The 15,814-nt window shown below is 48.9% G+C and carries 8 protein-coding genes, 1 tRNA gene and 2 pseudogenes; 3 read left to right on the top strand and 8 right to left on the bottom strand.

From position 1 onward, the window contains the following. Positions 1-238: 238 nt before the first annotated feature. From BST99_RS00055 to nhaD, 6 genes and pseudogenes are all read right to left on the bottom strand, one after another. A tRNA-Val gene (locus BST99_RS00055) sits at positions 239-313 on the bottom strand. A gap of 75 nt (positions 314-388) precedes the next feature. Further along, positions 389-1,603 carry a bifunctional folylpolyglutamate synthase/dihydrofolate synthase gene (locus BST99_RS00050; protein WP_104999978.1) on the bottom strand — a complete coding sequence of 405 codons (1,215 nt, stop codon included), beginning with the start codon at positions 1,601-1,603 and terminating at the stop codon, positions 389-391. A gap of 41 nt (positions 1,604-1,644) precedes the next feature. Beyond that, positions 1,645-2,487 (bottom strand): energy transducer TonB, encoded by an 843-nt coding sequence (locus BST99_RS00045; RefSeq protein ID WP_104999977.1) that lies wholly within the window; start codon positions 2,485-2,487, stop codon positions 1,645-1,647. After that, on the bottom strand, positions 2,487-2,873 hold the full coding sequence (locus tag BST99_RS00040; protein WP_104999976.1) for an ExbD/TolR family protein: 387 nt from the start codon (positions 2,871-2,873) through the stop codon (positions 2,487-2,489). Before BST99_RS00040 ends, BST99_RS00045 begins: the two co-directional genes overlap by 1 nt. A gap of 9 nt (positions 2,874-2,882) precedes the next feature. Then, positions 2,883-3,568, bottom strand: a pseudogene (locus tag BST99_RS00035) (MotA/TolQ/ExbB proton channel family protein). Between the two features lie 139 nt (positions 3,569-3,707). Beyond that, complete coding sequence (gene nhaD / locus BST99_RS00030; RefSeq protein WP_104999975.1) at positions 3,708-5,033, bottom strand: sodium:proton antiporter NhaD; 1,326 nt, start codon at positions 5,031-5,033, stop codon at positions 3,708-3,710. 198 nt (positions 5,034-5,231) lie between these two features. Here nhaD and BST99_RS00025 point away from each other — a divergent pair, with 198 nt between their 5' ends. The 3 genes and pseudogenes from BST99_RS00025 (at position 5,232) to BST99_RS00015 (ending at position 12,574) form a co-directional block, all read left to right on the top strand. Beyond that, positions 5,232-6,374: an acyl-CoA dehydrogenase gene (locus tag BST99_RS00025; protein ID WP_104999974.1), complete on the top strand. Its 1,143-nt coding sequence runs from the start codon at positions 5,232-5,234 to the stop codon at positions 6,372-6,374. A 192-nt stretch (positions 6,375-6,566) separates the two neighbouring features. Next, a pseudogene (gene gltB, locus BST99_RS00020) lies at positions 6,567-11,068 on the top strand (glutamate synthase large subunit). A gap of 21 nt (positions 11,069-11,089) precedes the next feature. Then, positions 11,090-12,574, top strand: coding sequence for a glutamate synthase subunit beta (locus BST99_RS00015; RefSeq protein WP_104999973.1), 1,485 nt, complete (start codon positions 11,090-11,092; stop codon positions 12,572-12,574). Here BST99_RS00015 and BST99_RS00010 read toward each other — a convergent pair. Both BST99_RS00010 and BST99_RS00005 read right to left on the bottom strand, forming a co-directional pair. Then, entirely contained in the window at positions 12,571-14,292 is a 1,722-nt protein-coding gene (locus BST99_RS00010; RefSeq protein WP_104999972.1) for a right-handed parallel beta-helix repeat-containing protein, read from the bottom strand. The two genes, BST99_RS00015 and BST99_RS00010, sit on opposite strands and share 4 nt — an antisense overlap. Before the next feature lie 281 nt (positions 14,293-14,573). Continuing rightward, positions 14,574-15,614, bottom strand: coding sequence for an MFS transporter (locus BST99_RS00005; protein ID WP_245916139.1), 1,041 nt, complete (start codon positions 15,612-15,614; stop codon positions 14,574-14,576). Between the last annotated feature and the right edge of the window lie 200 nt (positions 15,615-15,814).

Below are 15,814 nucleotides of genomic sequence, written 5' to 3'. Positions count from 1 at the left end.
TAGAAAATCCGAACGCTGGGGCGTTCGATTGTTTTCGTTCCTTCCGAGCTTGAGAGCAAGCTCTACTGGATTCTCCTCTCTTCGCTCGTCGCAGCCAGACTGGAAAACCACTTCTGCAAATAGAAAATCAAGGCGCAAGCGCGCTTTTGGTTTTTTTCGTTTATCTGATCGCACAAGCGAGCTTGGCGATCTCCTAAACGAAAATCCGTGCCTTTCGACACGGATTTTCTGCTTGATGTGGGCCCTGCTGGATTCGAACCAGCGACCCCCTGCTTGTAAGGCAGGTGCTCTGAACCAACTGAGCTAAGAGCCCTTATCCTAAATAAGGAGTGCAAATATAGTAGGTTTTTCGGCTTGCCAAAAGAGAAAGTGAACTTTTTCGAAAAGACTATAAAACTTCGGCCACCACGAAGGTGCTGCCCCCCACAAAAACAAGGTCTTTGGGGCCTGCGGCCTCCAATGCTGCGGTGTATCCTTCGATGACTTTGGGGAAGACCTTTCCTTGGAGACCGGCCTTTTCAGCTGCGTTGCCCAAGGCTTTGGCGGAAAGGGCACGCGGGATTTCGGGTTGTACGAAGAAGTAGCTCGCCTTTTTCGGCAAGAGAGGTAAAATGTCTTCCAGGGACTTGTCGCGAACCATACCCCAAACGATATAGAGTTTGTCAAAGGGCTGCTTCTTGAGTTGTTTCATCAGGTACTGAATTCCCTCAATATTGTGGCCGGTGTCGCAAATGACCTTGGGCTCCTCTTGCAGAATCTGCCAACGCCCCATAAGGCCGGTGTTCTTGACCACTTTCTGTAGGCCTTGGATCAGGCAGTCCTCTGGTATGGTGAAGCCCTCGAGCTGTCGGAGGGTTTCGACTACCCCAGGGATGTTCTTCTTCTGGTACTTTCCTTGTAGGTCGGTTTTGTACTGTTTTGCCCGTGCCTCGTCAGCAAAGGTGATGGGGGCTTGTTGACGGGCTGCGATGATCCGGAAGACGCCTTCAACCTCGCGCTGCTGCTCGCTAATGACCACAGGGGTTTGGGGCTTGATGATGCCCGCCTTTTCGAGTCCAATCTGCGGCAGCGTATTGCCCAGAATGGCTTGATGGTCGTATCCGATATTGGTGATGAGGCAGATTTCCGGCTCAATAATATTGGTGGAATCCAATCGCCCACCAAGTCCGACCTCGATGATAGCTATATCGACTTGCTGCTCGGCGAAATAGGCGAAAGCCATGCCCACAGTCATCTCGAAAAAAGAAAGCGGATGCTCGTCCAAATAATCCTTATTCCCTTTGACAAAATCAACAACGTATTCTTCCGAGACAGGTGCCCCGTTGATGCGGATGCGTTCCGAAAAATCCTTAAGGTGAGGGGAGGTATACAGCCCGACAGTGTATCCAGCTTCCTGCAAGACAGAAGCCAACATATGGGAACTGGAACCCTTTCCATTGGTTCCCGCGACGTGTATGCTCTTAAACTGCTTGTGTGGGTCGCCCAGATGGGCGGCGAATTGACGGATGGTACTCAACTTGTACTGCAAGGCGTCTGCACCTTTTTGTTGGTACATGGGCAGACGGGCAAACATCCAATCCAAAGTTTCACGATAGGTATTCATGCAAGGCCTAAAAAAGTGGCTGGGTATTATGAAGATACGGATTACTGGCCCAATCTAAAATTCACCACCACAAATCCCACTTGCTTGGCAGGGGCTTTGGGGTCGGCATTCCACTGGTAGCTAAAGGCTGTTTTCTTGGCCGGTTCCATCAGGCAGGTGGCCAGATTGGTCGTTCCTTGTACGCCTGGTTCGGCTGCGATGACCTTTCCACTGCGGTCTACGGTAATCTTCACCACGACCCGACCAGCCTGGTTGCAGTCTTGTTCTACGGCTTGACGGCTGCGCAGAGAACGGCCGCTAAGTCCGTATCCGCTGGTCCCCGATCCCGTGGTGGAAGGCCCGTAGTAGGTACTGGCGTAGGGGTTTCCGTCCGGAGACCCTTGGTCCTCGGACCCTTGGCTCACCCCTTCTCCTGAAGCTTCTTTCCCTGGAGTCTTAGAACCCTTTATGAATTTAGACAATACACTTTGGGTCTGCTCACTGGGCTTTGGAGGCTCAGGAACGGCCTCTTCCTGAACAGTCTCTTCCGCCTTGTTCTGCTCCCCAGCTGGGGTAGGCTTTTCCATGGCTTCCTTAATGACGAGTTCACTATCAGTCTGGGTGAGGACTTCTTCCACTTCCGTGGCCGTTGGCTTAGATGACTCTTGTTGTTGAGGGGCTGGTGCGGCAACATCCTGCACCTGGGGCGACTGGGCCCTGCGCGGGTTTTGCGCTTGCAAACCTTGGCCTTCACTGGCCACTCCAAAATTAATTGCGATCCCTCTTTCAAGCGGTTCTTCTGTGTAGCTGAGTCCAATGTAGAACAGCAAAAGAACCAAAGCGGCAAGGAGGCTTACCGTGAGGGCAACAGATTTTCGTTTGTGTCTCGTGTCTAAAAACGACATTACTTGGGTCGCACAGCAAGAATCACTTTAAATTGGTTACGGTTGGCCACATCCATGACCTTTACCGCTTCCCGGATCGCTACGCTTTCTTCTGCACGCAGAATAATGGTAGGGTTCTCTTGATCCTTCAGGGCTTTCTTTAATTCAATTTCAATGTACTCTCCGTTGATCTGCTGGTTGTTGACAAAGTAGTTCAGGTTCTTATCGATGGTCACAGACACATTTTGGCTGCTGGTCGATTTCCCCTTGGCTTTGGGCAACAACAAGTCGAGTGCGTTGGGCGCATTCGAGGTCAACATAAAGAAGATCAACAAGAGGAACACCACGTCGGTCATAGACGACATGCTGAACTCCGGACTGATCTTATTTCTTCCTTTAAACTTCATGGGAGTCGCTTAAATAGGTTCGTTCAAGAGATCCAAGAAGTCCACGGCATTGGCTTCCATTTGGTGGACAACCTTTTCCGTGCGGTTCACCAGGTGATTGTATCCGATATAGGCGATAATCCCCACAATCAAACCGGCTACGGTCGTGGTCATCGCGGTGTAGATACCGGAGCTAAAGCGCCCATCTCGGCTTGTCCACCCGCGGTGGCCAGTTGGTGGAATGCCAAAATCATACCAATCACGGTTCCCAAGAACCCAATCATGGGAGCTGATCCTGCCACAGTGGCTAAAACATTGACGTTCTTTTCGAGCTTGTACACTTCCAGTGTACCGGCATTTTCGATGGCCTTGTTGATGTCATCCAGAGGCTTTCCGATGCGTGCAACCCCTTTTTCAATCAAGCGGGCAACCGGAGAATTGGTCTGGGCACACAACAGGCGTGCCGCTTCAATCTTCCCGTTGACAATGTGGTCCCGGATTTGATTCATGAAGTTGTCGTCAATCTTGGAAGCCGCTTTGATGGCAAAAATGCGCTCAAAGTAGATGTACAATGCGACGAATAGGAGAACAAACAGAATGCCGATAATAACGACACTTCCGGTTCCTCCCGAAGCGATAAGGTCAATAACTGAAATGGATTGCTCTTCTGCAGTGGCCGCAGCCGTTTCTGCCTGTAGCTCTTGTGTCAAGATCATAGGGTGTTTCTCGATTTACTTGTTTAACGCATAATCTGTCTCAAAAGTATAGGACACTCGCCCTTACTCTTCAAGAGATATACGCAAAAGTAAAAAGGAAAGATCTTCGTCCTTCGCAAAGGACCCCAGATTCTGGACCTTAGAACAAGAAATCCCGCATCAAAATAAATACGATAGCTCCCGCAGCAAAGCCGACAAAGGCCAACCAGGCGATCTTTTTGAGGTACCAGAAAAAGTCAATTTTTTCCATCCCCATAGCCACAACTCCGGCCGCAGATCCGATGATCAACATACTTCCACCCGTTCCGGCAGAGTAAGCGATAAAGTGCCATAGTGGATCATCTGCTCCTTCCGAGAACATGCCCATACTGGCCGCAACCAAAGGAACATTATCGATCACCGCGGATCCAATACCCAGCAGCATGACCACGATATCGGTCTGTGGAATCGCTTCATTCATAGCCTCGGCGTACTTGAATAAGTACCCCAAAGATTCCAGGGCGGCTACCGCCATCAAAATCCCCAAGAAGAAAAGAATACTGGGTAATTCAATTTTAGTCAATGCCTTGTGCACTGGACTGTGGTGAGCTCCGGCATCACTCTCTTCGTCCATGGACGAGATCGAAATTTTAGAGTTCGAAAAGATCTCAGCAAAAGCCGCAACAATCGCCAAAGAGAACATCATCCCTACATAAGGAGGCAGGTGGGTTACGGTTTTAAAGAAGGGTACAAAAACAATGGACCCCAAACCGAGGTACAGCATAGTTGGTCCAAATTTGGATTTGGAACCGCCCGTATCCTCATCGGAGTCAATGGTCCCTTTGAATACCTTAAAAGTACTCGCAATAATGGTGGGTACGATCATACAAACCAGAGAAGGTAACAAAACGCGCAACACCAAGGAATCGGCGTGTACCTTATCGGCAATCCACAACATTGTGGTAGTTACGTCCCCAATTGGAGACCAGGCCCCACCAGCATTGGCGTTGATAATGATCAATCCGGCAAACCACAAGCGAGTTTCGCGATCGCGAATCACTTTTTGCAAGATGGTGATCAGGACAATGGTAGCCGTCAGGTTATCGATTATGGCCGATAGAATAAAGGCTAAAATAGAGAAGATCCAGAGTAATTTACGTTTGCTACGTGTCCGAATAAATCCTTTTATCGTAGCAAATCCATCGAAGTAGTCAATGATTTCGACAATCGTCATTGCCCCGAGGAGGAAGACCAAGATCTCGGCCGTCTTTCCGAGGTGGTGTAAGAGAATTTCGTCCATGTGGGTTGGCTCGAGTTCTCGAAGCTCCGCATTTACCTCAAAAACAGGTAAATGGTTCAAGGCAATCATAGCCCACAACAAGGCCATCATTCCTAAGGCCGGGATCAGTTTATCAATTTTGAGGTTGTGCTCTAGTGTGATCTGCAAATAACCCAGCAGAAAAATGATAATCAGGATGGTTTCCATTAAGCGAGTACGTTAATTCTTTGATTGGGGGTGATGGTTCTAAAAACAATCTGAACCCTAAATATAGGGAACCCTTAAAAATACTTAAAACAATTGCGTGGGTTTTGCTTCTATTATTACGAATGAGACATCTTTTTCGAGCTTAAACGATCTCGAACGAGTATCTTTGCAGCGAATTCAAAAAACAATTGCGATATCATGAATTTTTCCCTTTCCGAAGAACACCTGATGATTCAAAGCGCGGCCCGCGATTTTGCACAAACTGAATTGCTGCCTGGCGTTATTGAAAGAGATGAAAGACAAGAGTTTCCGACTGAACAGGTAAAGAAGATGGGGGAACTTGGATTCATGGGAATGATGGTTGATCCTCAGTACGGTGGAAGTGGTATGGACACCCTTTCTTATGTATTGGTTATGGAAGAACTTTCGAAGGTGGACGCCTCTTCTTCTGTAATTGTTTCAGTAAACAACTCTTTGGTTTGCTGGGGACTCGAAACCTTCGGAACGGAAGAGCAAAAACAAAAGTACCTGCCTCGCTTGACCAGCGGGGAAGGTATTGGTGCCTTCTGCTTATCTGAACCAGAAGCTGGTTCAGACGCTACTTCACAGAAGACTACAGCGATTGATAAAGGCGATCACTACGTTCTCAATGGGACCAAGAACTGGATCACTAACGGAGGAACTGCCGAGGTGTATTTGGTCATTGCCCAAACCGATATCGAAAAAGGCCACAAGGGGATCAACGCGCTAATTGTCGAAAAAGGCATGGACGGCTTCGAGCTTGGCCCAAAAGAAAATAAGCTGGGGATTCGCGGTAGCGATACCCACTCCTTGATTTTTAACGATGTTAAAGTACCGAAAGAAAACCGCATCGGGGAAGATGGATTTGGATTCAAATTCGCCATGAAGACCTTGGCTGGAGGACGTATTGGCATTGCAGCCCAAGCCCTAGGTATCGCTGCTGGCGCCTACGAACTCGCCCTAAAATACTCCAAGGAGCGCAAAGCGTTTGGCACAGAGATTTCGAACCACCAGGCCATTGCTTTTAAGCTGGCCGATATGCACACCAAGATCCAGGCCGCTCGTATGCTTGTCTACCAATCAGCGATTGACAAAGACAACGGAGACAACTACGACCTTTCTGGCGCCATGGCGAAGTTATACGCTTCTGAGGTTGCCATGGAGACCGCTGTGGAGGCTGTTCAAATTCACGGAGGTAATGGGTTCGTGAAGGAGTACCATGTTGAGCGTATGATGCGTGATGCGAAAATCACCCAGATCTACGAGGGAACTTCTGAAATCCAGAAAATCGTGATCTCTCGCAGCATCCTTCGCGACTAAGTCCACGTAATTCTGTTGAACGGCTTTCAATTTCATTTTCTGCTTTTTTGATTTGATAAATGCAGGGCGGTGTTTTTACCTATTTGCTATTTTTTCAACGCCTGAATTCTCAACCTGAGAATAATTCAACGCTTCGTTTGATTTTCTGAAAAGGAGCCCTAGTTTTCATGCTTCCTTTGAATTTTTCTGATTATGAAGTGGAGCAAAGAAGGCTTGTATGACCCCCTGTTCGAGCACGAAAACTGTGGTGCGGGATTCATTTGCAATTTAAAAGGGAAGGCCTCGAATGACATCATTCACAAAGCCCTCGAGATTTTGGTCAAACTGGAACACCGCGGCGCGGTGAGTTCAGACGGAAAGACCGGGGATGGAGCCGGTATTTTGATCGATATCCCTCATGCCTATTTTAATCAGGTTTGTGATTTTGACTTACCAAAATCAGGAGAATACGCGGTCAGCAATGTTTTTCTTCCCCAAAAAGAAAACCAGAAAGACTTCTGTAAAGAGGTACTCAAAAGCCATATGCAGGAGCAAGGGCTTACCGTCTTGGGTTGGCGTAAGGTTCCCGTAAATAAGGCGGTGGTGGGTCGTATCGCGGCCGAAACAGAGCCCCAGGTAGAGCAGATTTTCATCGGACAGAATAAAAGCTCGGGCTTTGCCTTTGAACGAGCACTTTTTATTGCTCGAAAAAAGGCCGAACACCAAATTGGTGGATCGGGGCTTTCGCAGAGTGATTTCTTTTACTTGCCGAGTCTTTCGCGACGCATCCTGATCTTTAAAGGTCTCTTGATGCCCCAAGACATCAGCAGCTACTATACCGATTTATTGGATCCCCGCGTGGTTACGCGTTTGGCCCTGGTACACCAGCGATTTTCAACCAATACCTTCCCTACCTGGGATTTGGCCCAGCCTTTCCGCTATATGTGCCACAACGGCGAAATCAATACCCTCCGAGGCAATTTGGCCCGTATGCTTTCCAGAGAAGAGCTCTTGGAATCGGATGCCTTCGGAGACGAAATCAAAAAGATTCTCCCCACCGTTATCCCGGGCAAATCAGATTCAGCCAGTATGGACATGGTCGTTGAGCTCTTGCTCATGACCGGACGTTCCCTGCCGGAAGTCATGATGATGCTCGTTCCGGAAGCCTGGGAGAAGAATCCTTATATGCATTCCGATAAACGGGCCTTCTACGAGTACAATTCTTGCGTGATGGAGCCCTGGGACGGACCGGCCTCTATTCCCTTTACGGACGGACAATACATCGGTGCTGTTTTGGACCGGAATGGACTCCGTCCTTCTCGCTATTCGGTGACCAAGAGCGGCTACGTAATCATGTCGTCCGAGACCGGGGTGGTGGATTTGACTCCCGACGAGATCGAATTCCACGGACGTCTGGAACCCGGGAAGATGTTCCTGGTGAATATGGAAGAAGGCCGTATCGTCGAAGACGAAGAGATCAAGCTACGCATTGCCGCTCAGCATCCTTACGAGAGATGGCTCAAAGAGAATTTGATCCACCTCAAAGACATCCCCTACAACGAATGCCCGGTCTTTTACGGAGAGTTTCCGCTCGAAACCCGGATGCGTGCCTTTGGTTATAGCCAAGAGGAGGTGCAGCGCATTATTCACTCAATGGCCGTACAGGCGAAAGAACCCATTGGTTCTATGGGAGCCGACACGCCCATTGCAGTGCTTTCTGAAAAACCCCAGCTGCTCTATAACTACTTCAAACAGCTCTTTGCCCAGGTAACCAACCCGCCCTTGGACGGTATCCGTGAGGAACTGATTACCGATATCAGTCTAACGCTGGGAAGCGACCAAAACCTCTTTGAGGTGGCGCCTGACCACTGCCGCAAATTGAAAATTCAAAACCCGGTGATCTCGAAAGAGGATCTCGATAAAATCAAGAATTACCAAGGAGATTCCCACTTTAAGGTGGAATCTATCCCCATGCTTTACGAAGCCAATCGAGGCTACAATGGACTGGAAGATGCCTTGGACATCTTATTGGAAAAAGCCTCCCAGGCCATCAATGGTGGAGCCAACATCGTTATTCTTTCGGATCGGATGGTCAGCACCGAAATGGCTGCGATTCCGGCCTTGATGGCCTGTTCCTTCGTCAATTCCGGGCTCCGCAAAAAAACAAGCGTTCCCAAGTGAGCCTGATCCTGGAATCGGCTGAGCCACGAGAAGTCCATCACTTCGCCTTACTGTTTGGTTTTGGTGCCAGTGCCATCAATCCGTATTTGGTCAACGAAATCATTCGGGCCGAGGCCGAAAAAGGGCGTTTAGAAAATACCGACCCCCATGAGGCGATCTTGAACTACAACAAGGCCGTTGGCAAAGGTGTTCTCAAGGTGATGAACAAGATTGGGATTTCGACCCTGAACTCCTACCGCGGTTCTCAGCTCTTTGAATGCATCGGGATCAATTCCAAAGTGGTCGATCGCTTTTTCCCGAACACGCCAACCCGCATCGAAGGAGCCGGTCTCTATGAAATTGAAAAAGAAATTAGCCGCCGCCATCAGTCAGCTTTTGGAGGGAATACCAACTTAACCTCCGTACCACTTCCTATTGGCGGTGAATACCGCTGGCGACGCGGCGGCGAGAAACACCAGTTCAATCCACTAAGTGTAGCCAAATTGCAGAAAGCCGTACGCAGTAACGAGCCGCAGACCTACAAGGAATACGCCAAACTGATCAACGAACAATCCAAACAACTGATGACGCTTAGGGGGTTGTTTGAGTTCACCAATTACGATCCCATCCCCTTGGAAGAAGTGGAACCCTGGACCGAAATTGTCAAGCGATTTAAGACCGGAGCCATGTCTTATGGAAGTATCAGTCAGGAAGCACACGAAAACCTCGCTATTGCGATGAACCGGATCGGCGGAAAGAGCAATTCTGGAGAGGGTGGCGAAAACCCCGAGCGCTTTTACCGCAACCAAGGAGGAGACTGGAAAAACAGCGCCATCAAGCAGGTGGCTTCAGGACGCTTTGGCGTCAGTTCGAACTACCTGAGCAACGCCCAGGAGATCCAGATTAAAATGGCACAGGGCGCCAAACCCGGCGAGGGCGGACAACTTCCTGGACCCAAGGTCAATAAAGAAATTGCCAAAACCCGGAACTCAACCCCTTATGTGGGCTTGATTTCCCCACCACCCCACCACGATATTTACTCCATTGAGGATTTGTCTCAGTTGATCTATGACCTCAAATCCGCGAACCGGGAGGCCCGGATCAATGTGAAACTAGTCTCGGAAATCGGGGTTGGAACCATTGCGGCAGGAGTAGCTAAAGCCAAAGCGGATGTCATTCTGATTTCAGGACATGACGGAGGAACAGGAGCTTCTCCTCTAACCTCATTGAAACACGCTGGCTTGCCTTGGGAACTCGGTGTTGCCGAGGCCCAGCAAACCCTGGTGATGAACGATCTACGCAGCCGGGTGGTTGTGGAATGCGACGGTCAATTAAAAACCGGCCGCGATGTCGCCATTGCTTGTCTTTTGGGTGCAGAGGAATTTGGTTTTGCTACGGCTCCCCTAGTCGCCTCCGGCTGCGTAATGATGCGGGTCTGTCACTTGAACACCTGTCCGGTAGGGATCGCAACCCAAAACCCGCAGCTGCGCAAAAAATTCAGTGGGAAGCCAGAGCACGTGGTCAACTTCATGTACTTCGTCGCTCAGGAGTTGCGTGAAATCATGGCCAAACTCGGTTTCCGAACCGTCAAAGAAATGGTTGGGCAAGTGCAAAAACTCGATCGCAAGCCAGCGATAGACCATATGAAAGCTCAGGGAATCGATCTCTCTCCTATTTTACACCGTCCTAAGGTGGGACCGGATGTCGGCTTGTGCAATACCGAAAAACAAGAGCACGGGATTGATAAATCCATCGAGTTCGATATCATTGCCAAAGCCCACCCCGCACTTTTCCGCAAAGAGAAGACCAGCCTGGAATTTGGAATCAAGAATACCGATCGGGCTGTTGGAGCGATTATCAGTAACGAAATTTCTAAAATCTACGGAGCCGAAGGCCTGCCCGAAAACACCCTCAAGTTGATCTTTGAAGGGTCCGCCGGGCAGAGCTTTGGGGCTTTTGCCACCCGAGGCCTGACGATGGTTGTTAACGGGAATACCAACGATTACTTAGGCAAAGGGCTTTCAGGAGCGCGCTTGGTGGTCAAGGTACCCGAAGAGTCCACCTTGGTACCCGAAGAAAATGTCATTACCGGGAATGTCTGCTTGTACGGTGCAACCAGTGGAGAAGCCTACATCAACGGGAAGGCAGGAGAGCGCTTTTGCGTACGTAACTCCGGTGCCCGTGCCGTCGTTGAAGGAATCGGAGACCACGGCTGTGAATACATGACCGGTGGCGTGGCTGTCATCCTTGGAGAATTTGGACGCAACTTCGGTGCAGGAATGAGCGGCGGAATCGCTTATATCTACGACCCGAAAGGACAGCTCACCGAGAACTGCCAGAACCCGGATTTAAACCTACTCCTCGTTGAGGAGGAGGAAGACCGAAGGACTTTACAGGAACTCTTGCAAAACCACTACCACCTGACCATGAGTCCTCTGGCCCAACGTCTCTTGGAAAACTGGGAAAGCGAGCGACCTCATTTTATCAAGGTGTTACCAGAAGAATACCGCCAAGCCCTACAGCGCTTGGAAGAAGAGCGATCAGTAGAGCAATAGTGGAAACAGAATAGAAGAAACATGGGAAAGACCACTGGATTTTTAGAGTACAAGAGAAAAACGGAAAGCTCCCTTCCGGTAGAGGAACGGACGACCCACTACAAAGAGTTCACCAAGAAATTACGTCCGAAGGAAGTGCAAAACCAGGGGGCTCGGTGCATGGATTGCGGTATTCCATTTTGCCATAGCGGATGCCCGCTCGGGAATTTGATACCGGATTTTAACGACGCCGTATACCAGGAAAATTGGGAGGTAGCAGCACAGATTTTACACTCGACCAATAACTTCCCGGAATTTACCGGCCGCCTCTGCCCAGCTCCTTGTGAAGAAGCCTGTGTTTTAGGAATCAACGAAGATCCGGTGGCCATTGAGACCATCGAAAAAAACATCGTCGAACGGGCCTTTGCCAAAGGCCTGATCGTTCCCAAACCCCCACAACACCGAAGCGGAAAACGCATCGCTATTGTTGGCTCTGGTCCTGCAGGTCTAGCCGCTGCCCAACAGCTCAACCGCGCCGGTCACGAGGTAGTGGTCTTCGAACGCAACGAAAAACCCGGAGGTCTCTTGCGCTACGGTATCCCTGATTTTAAACTCGAGAAAAAGATCATTGATCGCCGGCTGGAGGTCCTTGAAAAAGAAGGAATCGAATTCAGAACCGGGGTGCATGTCGGTTTTGATATCAGTGCCAAAGAACTCTATAACGAATACGACGCTGTATTGCTCAGTGGAGGAGCCTCTGTCGCCCGAAGTCTTTCTATTGAAGGTATGCATCTAGACGGTGTGCACCAAGCCATGGATTTTCTTTCGCAATCCAATCAACGGGTATCCGGAGAATTGAACTCCAAAAAGAACGAGGAACGAAAAGCCGATATCCTGGCAACAGATAAAAGGGTCGTGGTCATCGGAGGAGGTGATACCGGTTCCGACTGCATTGGAACCTCCATTCGCCAAGGCGCTGAAGAAGTCACAAATTTCGAAATCATGCCCATGGCAGGACTGGATCGTCCTCAAAACCAACCCTGGCCATTCTGGCCCATGCGACTGCGAACCAGCAGCTCCCACGAAGAAGGGGCAGAACGGGTGTTTAGCATTTCGACCAAGAAGTTTATCGGTGACAAGAATGGACGACTACGTGCTCTACAAACCGTGGAAGTCAAATGGGAAAAGAGCCCAAAAGGCCGTCTGCAGTGCATTGAAGTCCCCGGCACTGAAAAGGAATGGCCTTGTGAACTCGCTCTTTTGGCTCTAGGATTCACTGGGTCAGAAAAAACCATTGCAGAAGAATTAGGCGTAGACCTTACCCAAAGAGGTAATCTGAAGGCATCAGAAGAGGACTATGCAACTGATGTACCCGGTGTTTTTGCTGCCGGAGATCAGCGCCGGGGTCAATCTTTGATCGTTTGGGCCATATCAGAAGGTCGGGAAGCGGCCTACCATATCGATACCTACCTGATGGCAAGTTCATCCTTAGCGCGAAAAGGCGAGGGTGATCTACCCCGGGTTTAGTCCTCCAAAAGAATCCGCGCGACCTGGCTTCGGCCATCGGTCCACCGCAATTCCAAAAAGTAGAGGCCTTTGGGTAGTTCAGGCAAGGGTATGCCTTGGTCCACCTGAGGTGCTTTTTCTTCCATAGCCACACGCCCATCGGGCATGATGAGTCGCAGTTCCTGCAGTCCGATGGACTGGTCAGAAATATAGATGCGTTCCTTAGCCGGGTTGGGCCAAAAACGGAATACGTTGTTAGTTTGGACCACCGGCATATCGATTTCGTTGGCTTCTTTCACTGGAATTACCTGGCCTTCAAAGGCACCAATATCATAGCCTGAACCAAAAGGACGGGCCTGATCACCCAAATCAAAAAGAATACCCCAATCGCTTAGGTCTGTACCGCTGTTCAGGAGAGGGGAACGCCCATCCATCAAACGGAAATCGTCTCGGGACACATCCCGTAAATGAAGGGTATCAGGTCGTCTTGTTAATACATTAGTTCGTTGAAAATAAGCCACGGCGTCCCGTGTACTGCGGTTGTTGAAATCAAAATAATTCTCTTGCTCTCCTTTCCAGGTATTGCCTAATTCAAAGCGGTTCCCGGGCGAAATAACCAGGTTATTGATCAGCCACAAGGGGATTTGATCCTGTTGCTGTCCGATCAAATGGTCCGGACCTTCCGTAATCGTATTGTTGTAGTGTATTCCGGATTCTCCGGGCTCAACGATGGTGTTCTGGGCAATAAAATACCCGTTCGAATTATCAAAAGGAGCGCGCATATGCAAAAATATTCCGTGCCCTTGAGGACGCACCAAGAGGTTGTTGTAGATCGCAAGCCCATGGGTCGTACTGATCACCTGAATCCCCTTACCGCGATCAAACTGATCATTGATGATCTCGTTATTAAAGACTTCGTAACTCCCTACTCCTAAACTCATCGCAAAATCCTGAAAAGTCAATTCATTCAAGCCAAAATTGTGGATACGGTTGTTGTAGATCAGTCCGCCCTCTTGCACTAAATTCAATTGTATCGCGTCCAGGCCCGTAAAGTTGATCAGGTTGTTGTACACCGCGACATTGCGGAGCCAGTGCCCGTAGATCACTTCTCCGTCACAGGCCCGGTTGGAAGTCCAGACCGTACTACCGGTAAACCCCACATAGACCCCTTCACCGAGGGTGTGGTGAATGTTATTGTCGTGCAGTTCTATGTTCTCCATAACATAACCCGAGCTTCTCCAGGCCTCTGGCAGGGAGCATACGGGGTCCGTTTTGGCCATAATTCCAGCAAAACCGGCCTGGGCAATTTCTATATGATCCACCTCAATATTACTGCTCATATTGGTGATGTTTACCCCTTGAGCCCCTTGCTTTAGTGCCCGGATCTCAAATCCATAGAGGCTATTCTCTTCCCCACTTCCTGTAAATCGTACAAAGGAGCAGCGTTGAAATTCAACAGCTGAGTGTTGAGACTCGATCAATTCTACCCGACCACCACAGTTCTGAATGTAGATCGGTTGTTCCGCAGTTCCCTGTAAATCATAAAAACGAATACCAGCATAGGTGCCCGCAGGAATACAAAGCGTATCACCTGCTTGCCAATTGTAATTCTCAGCGCGAATAATGGTCAATTTCTCTGGATCAAGAAAATTCAAAAGGTGGGTTTGCGGACTCTGCTGGGCCAGGAGGGGTACGGTGAGTACGAGCAGCAGCCAATAGAGTTTCTTAGACGGTTGCATCAGTAGGTTAAGTTTGGGGTGACTTATGAGTCTTGTAGTAAATGTACTACGGCGGTTGATAAACAGCACAAAAAAACCGATGTACTACCTCAAGAAAAGGTGGATAACCAAAAAGTTTCGGCGGACGGTGACCAAAAAAGAGAAAAACCAGCTCTCTAGAGAACTGGTTTTTCGTATGAGGAGTGTTGGTTATTTAGTTCAGAAAAACTAAAAAAATATACGACCGAAGGCCTTAGACAGTCTGTCCTCATAGACGAACACCCGATTTATTCGATAAACGTCTACTTCCGCTTGTTTTTGATCAGAGGTTTTGCCCAAAAAGCAATGCTTAAAATGTAGAGTAAAAGAAGAAAATTAAAACTCATTCCTGCTTGCAAACCCCATTGATCACTCAAAAATCCGATAAGAACCTGAATGAGAGCACCTCCCATAATTCCACTGACGAGAATTCCCGCGAAGCTCCCGTGGTGTTCTTTGATCGAATTCAGACCCAATGAAATGATGATTGGATACATGACCGCCATAAAGAATCCTGCCATGGGCAAGGTCCAGAGCGCTAAAGTGGTCGATCCGTATAGCCCTATGGCCAAAGCTAAAATCGTCATGGCTGTAAATACCTTGAGAACCCATTGGCTTTCTTTGATCTTTAACAACACTAAACCGAGAACTCCCCCCAAGGTCATCAGTCCCCAAAAATTGGCTACTGTACTGGCCCCTTGGGTTTCTGGATCAATTTGATGGTATTCTACCAAAAAGCTCGACATCCAAAACGAAATCCCCTGTTCTGCCCCGACATAGGCGAAAATTCCCAGGAAATAAGCCCAGACCAAGCGCTTCTTTAACAAGCCTTGAATCAAAGACCAACTTCCGATCTGCTCGTCCTTATTTAACTCGAGCTCGGGTAGCTTCTGGCTTGCAACATAGATGAGCATGCACCCACTGAGCAAAGCGAAGATTCCATACAACTTTACCCATCCAAAATTTTCAGAATTGATTAAACTGAGCCAATCTGGTGCAGTTTCGGCTATACCCCCTTCTCCCCGACTAACGAGATAACTGTAAACCAAGGGTGCAACGAAGGAAGCTCCGCCAAAAACCAATTGAGCCAGCACTGAATTAAAAGAAAAGTTCTCTTCACCTCCTGCATGCCTCAATAAGGGATTGATCACTACTTGGAGTACGGCCATCCCCGTGCCTATTGTAAATAAGCTGATCAAAAAGACGGTGAACTGGGGAATAAGAAACACCATTAAAGACCCCAGAGTCGTCAATAAAAATGCCGCGACCAGTAAACGCTTCTGTCCATATGTCTCTAGAAGCATTCCGGCCGGTATAGACATAACACCATAGGCGATAAAGAAAGCAAAGGGCAAGAAACCCGCCAGGTATCACTCAAGCCAAATGCTTCAGTTACGGCTGGGTTTAACGATCCTAATATGTTCGTAATCAAAGAGATAAAGAAGAAGGTGAGCAGCACAAACACCACTCCCTTCATGGCCAGGGATCTTTTTTGCATAGTGGG

Source organism: Aureicoccus marinus (assembly GCF_002954325.1).
Classification (GTDB): domain Bacteria; phylum Bacteroidota; class Bacteroidia; order Flavobacteriales; family Flavobacteriaceae; genus Aureicoccus; species Aureicoccus marinus.
This window is presented reverse-complemented; position numbering and strand designations above follow the sequence as displayed.

Bases quoted from the DNA above. Each gene is read 5' to 3' on its own strand.
- BST99_RS00010 (WP_104999972.1), bottom strand. From the start codon at position 14,292: ATGCAACCGTCTAAGAAACTCTATTGGCTGCTGCTCGTACTCACCGTA.
- BST99_RS00050 (WP_104999978.1), bottom strand. From the start codon at position 1,603: ATGAATACCTATCGTGAAACTTTGGATTGGATGTTTGCCCGTCTGCCC.
- nhaD (WP_104999975.1), bottom strand. From the start codon at position 5,033: ATGGAAACCATCCTGATTATCATTTTTCTGCTGGGTTATTTGCAGATC.
- BST99_RS00015 (WP_104999973.1), top strand. From the start codon at position 11,090: ATGGGAAAGACCACTGGATTTTTAGAGTACAAGAGAAAAACGGAAAGC.
- BST99_RS00040 (WP_104999976.1), bottom strand. From the start codon at position 2,873: ATGAAGTTTAAAGGAAGAAATAAGATCAGTCCGGAGTTCAGCATGTCG.
- BST99_RS00025 (WP_104999974.1), top strand. From the start codon at position 5,232: ATGAATTTTTCCCTTTCCGAAGAACACCTGATGATTCAAAGCGCGGCC.
- BST99_RS00045 (WP_104999977.1), bottom strand. From the start codon at position 2,487: ATGTCGTTTTTAGACACGAGACACAAACGAAAATCTGTTGCCCTCACG.
- BST99_RS00005 (WP_245916139.1), bottom strand. From the start codon at position 15,614: ATGCTTCTAGAGACATATGGACAGAAGCGTTTACTGGTCGCGGCATTT.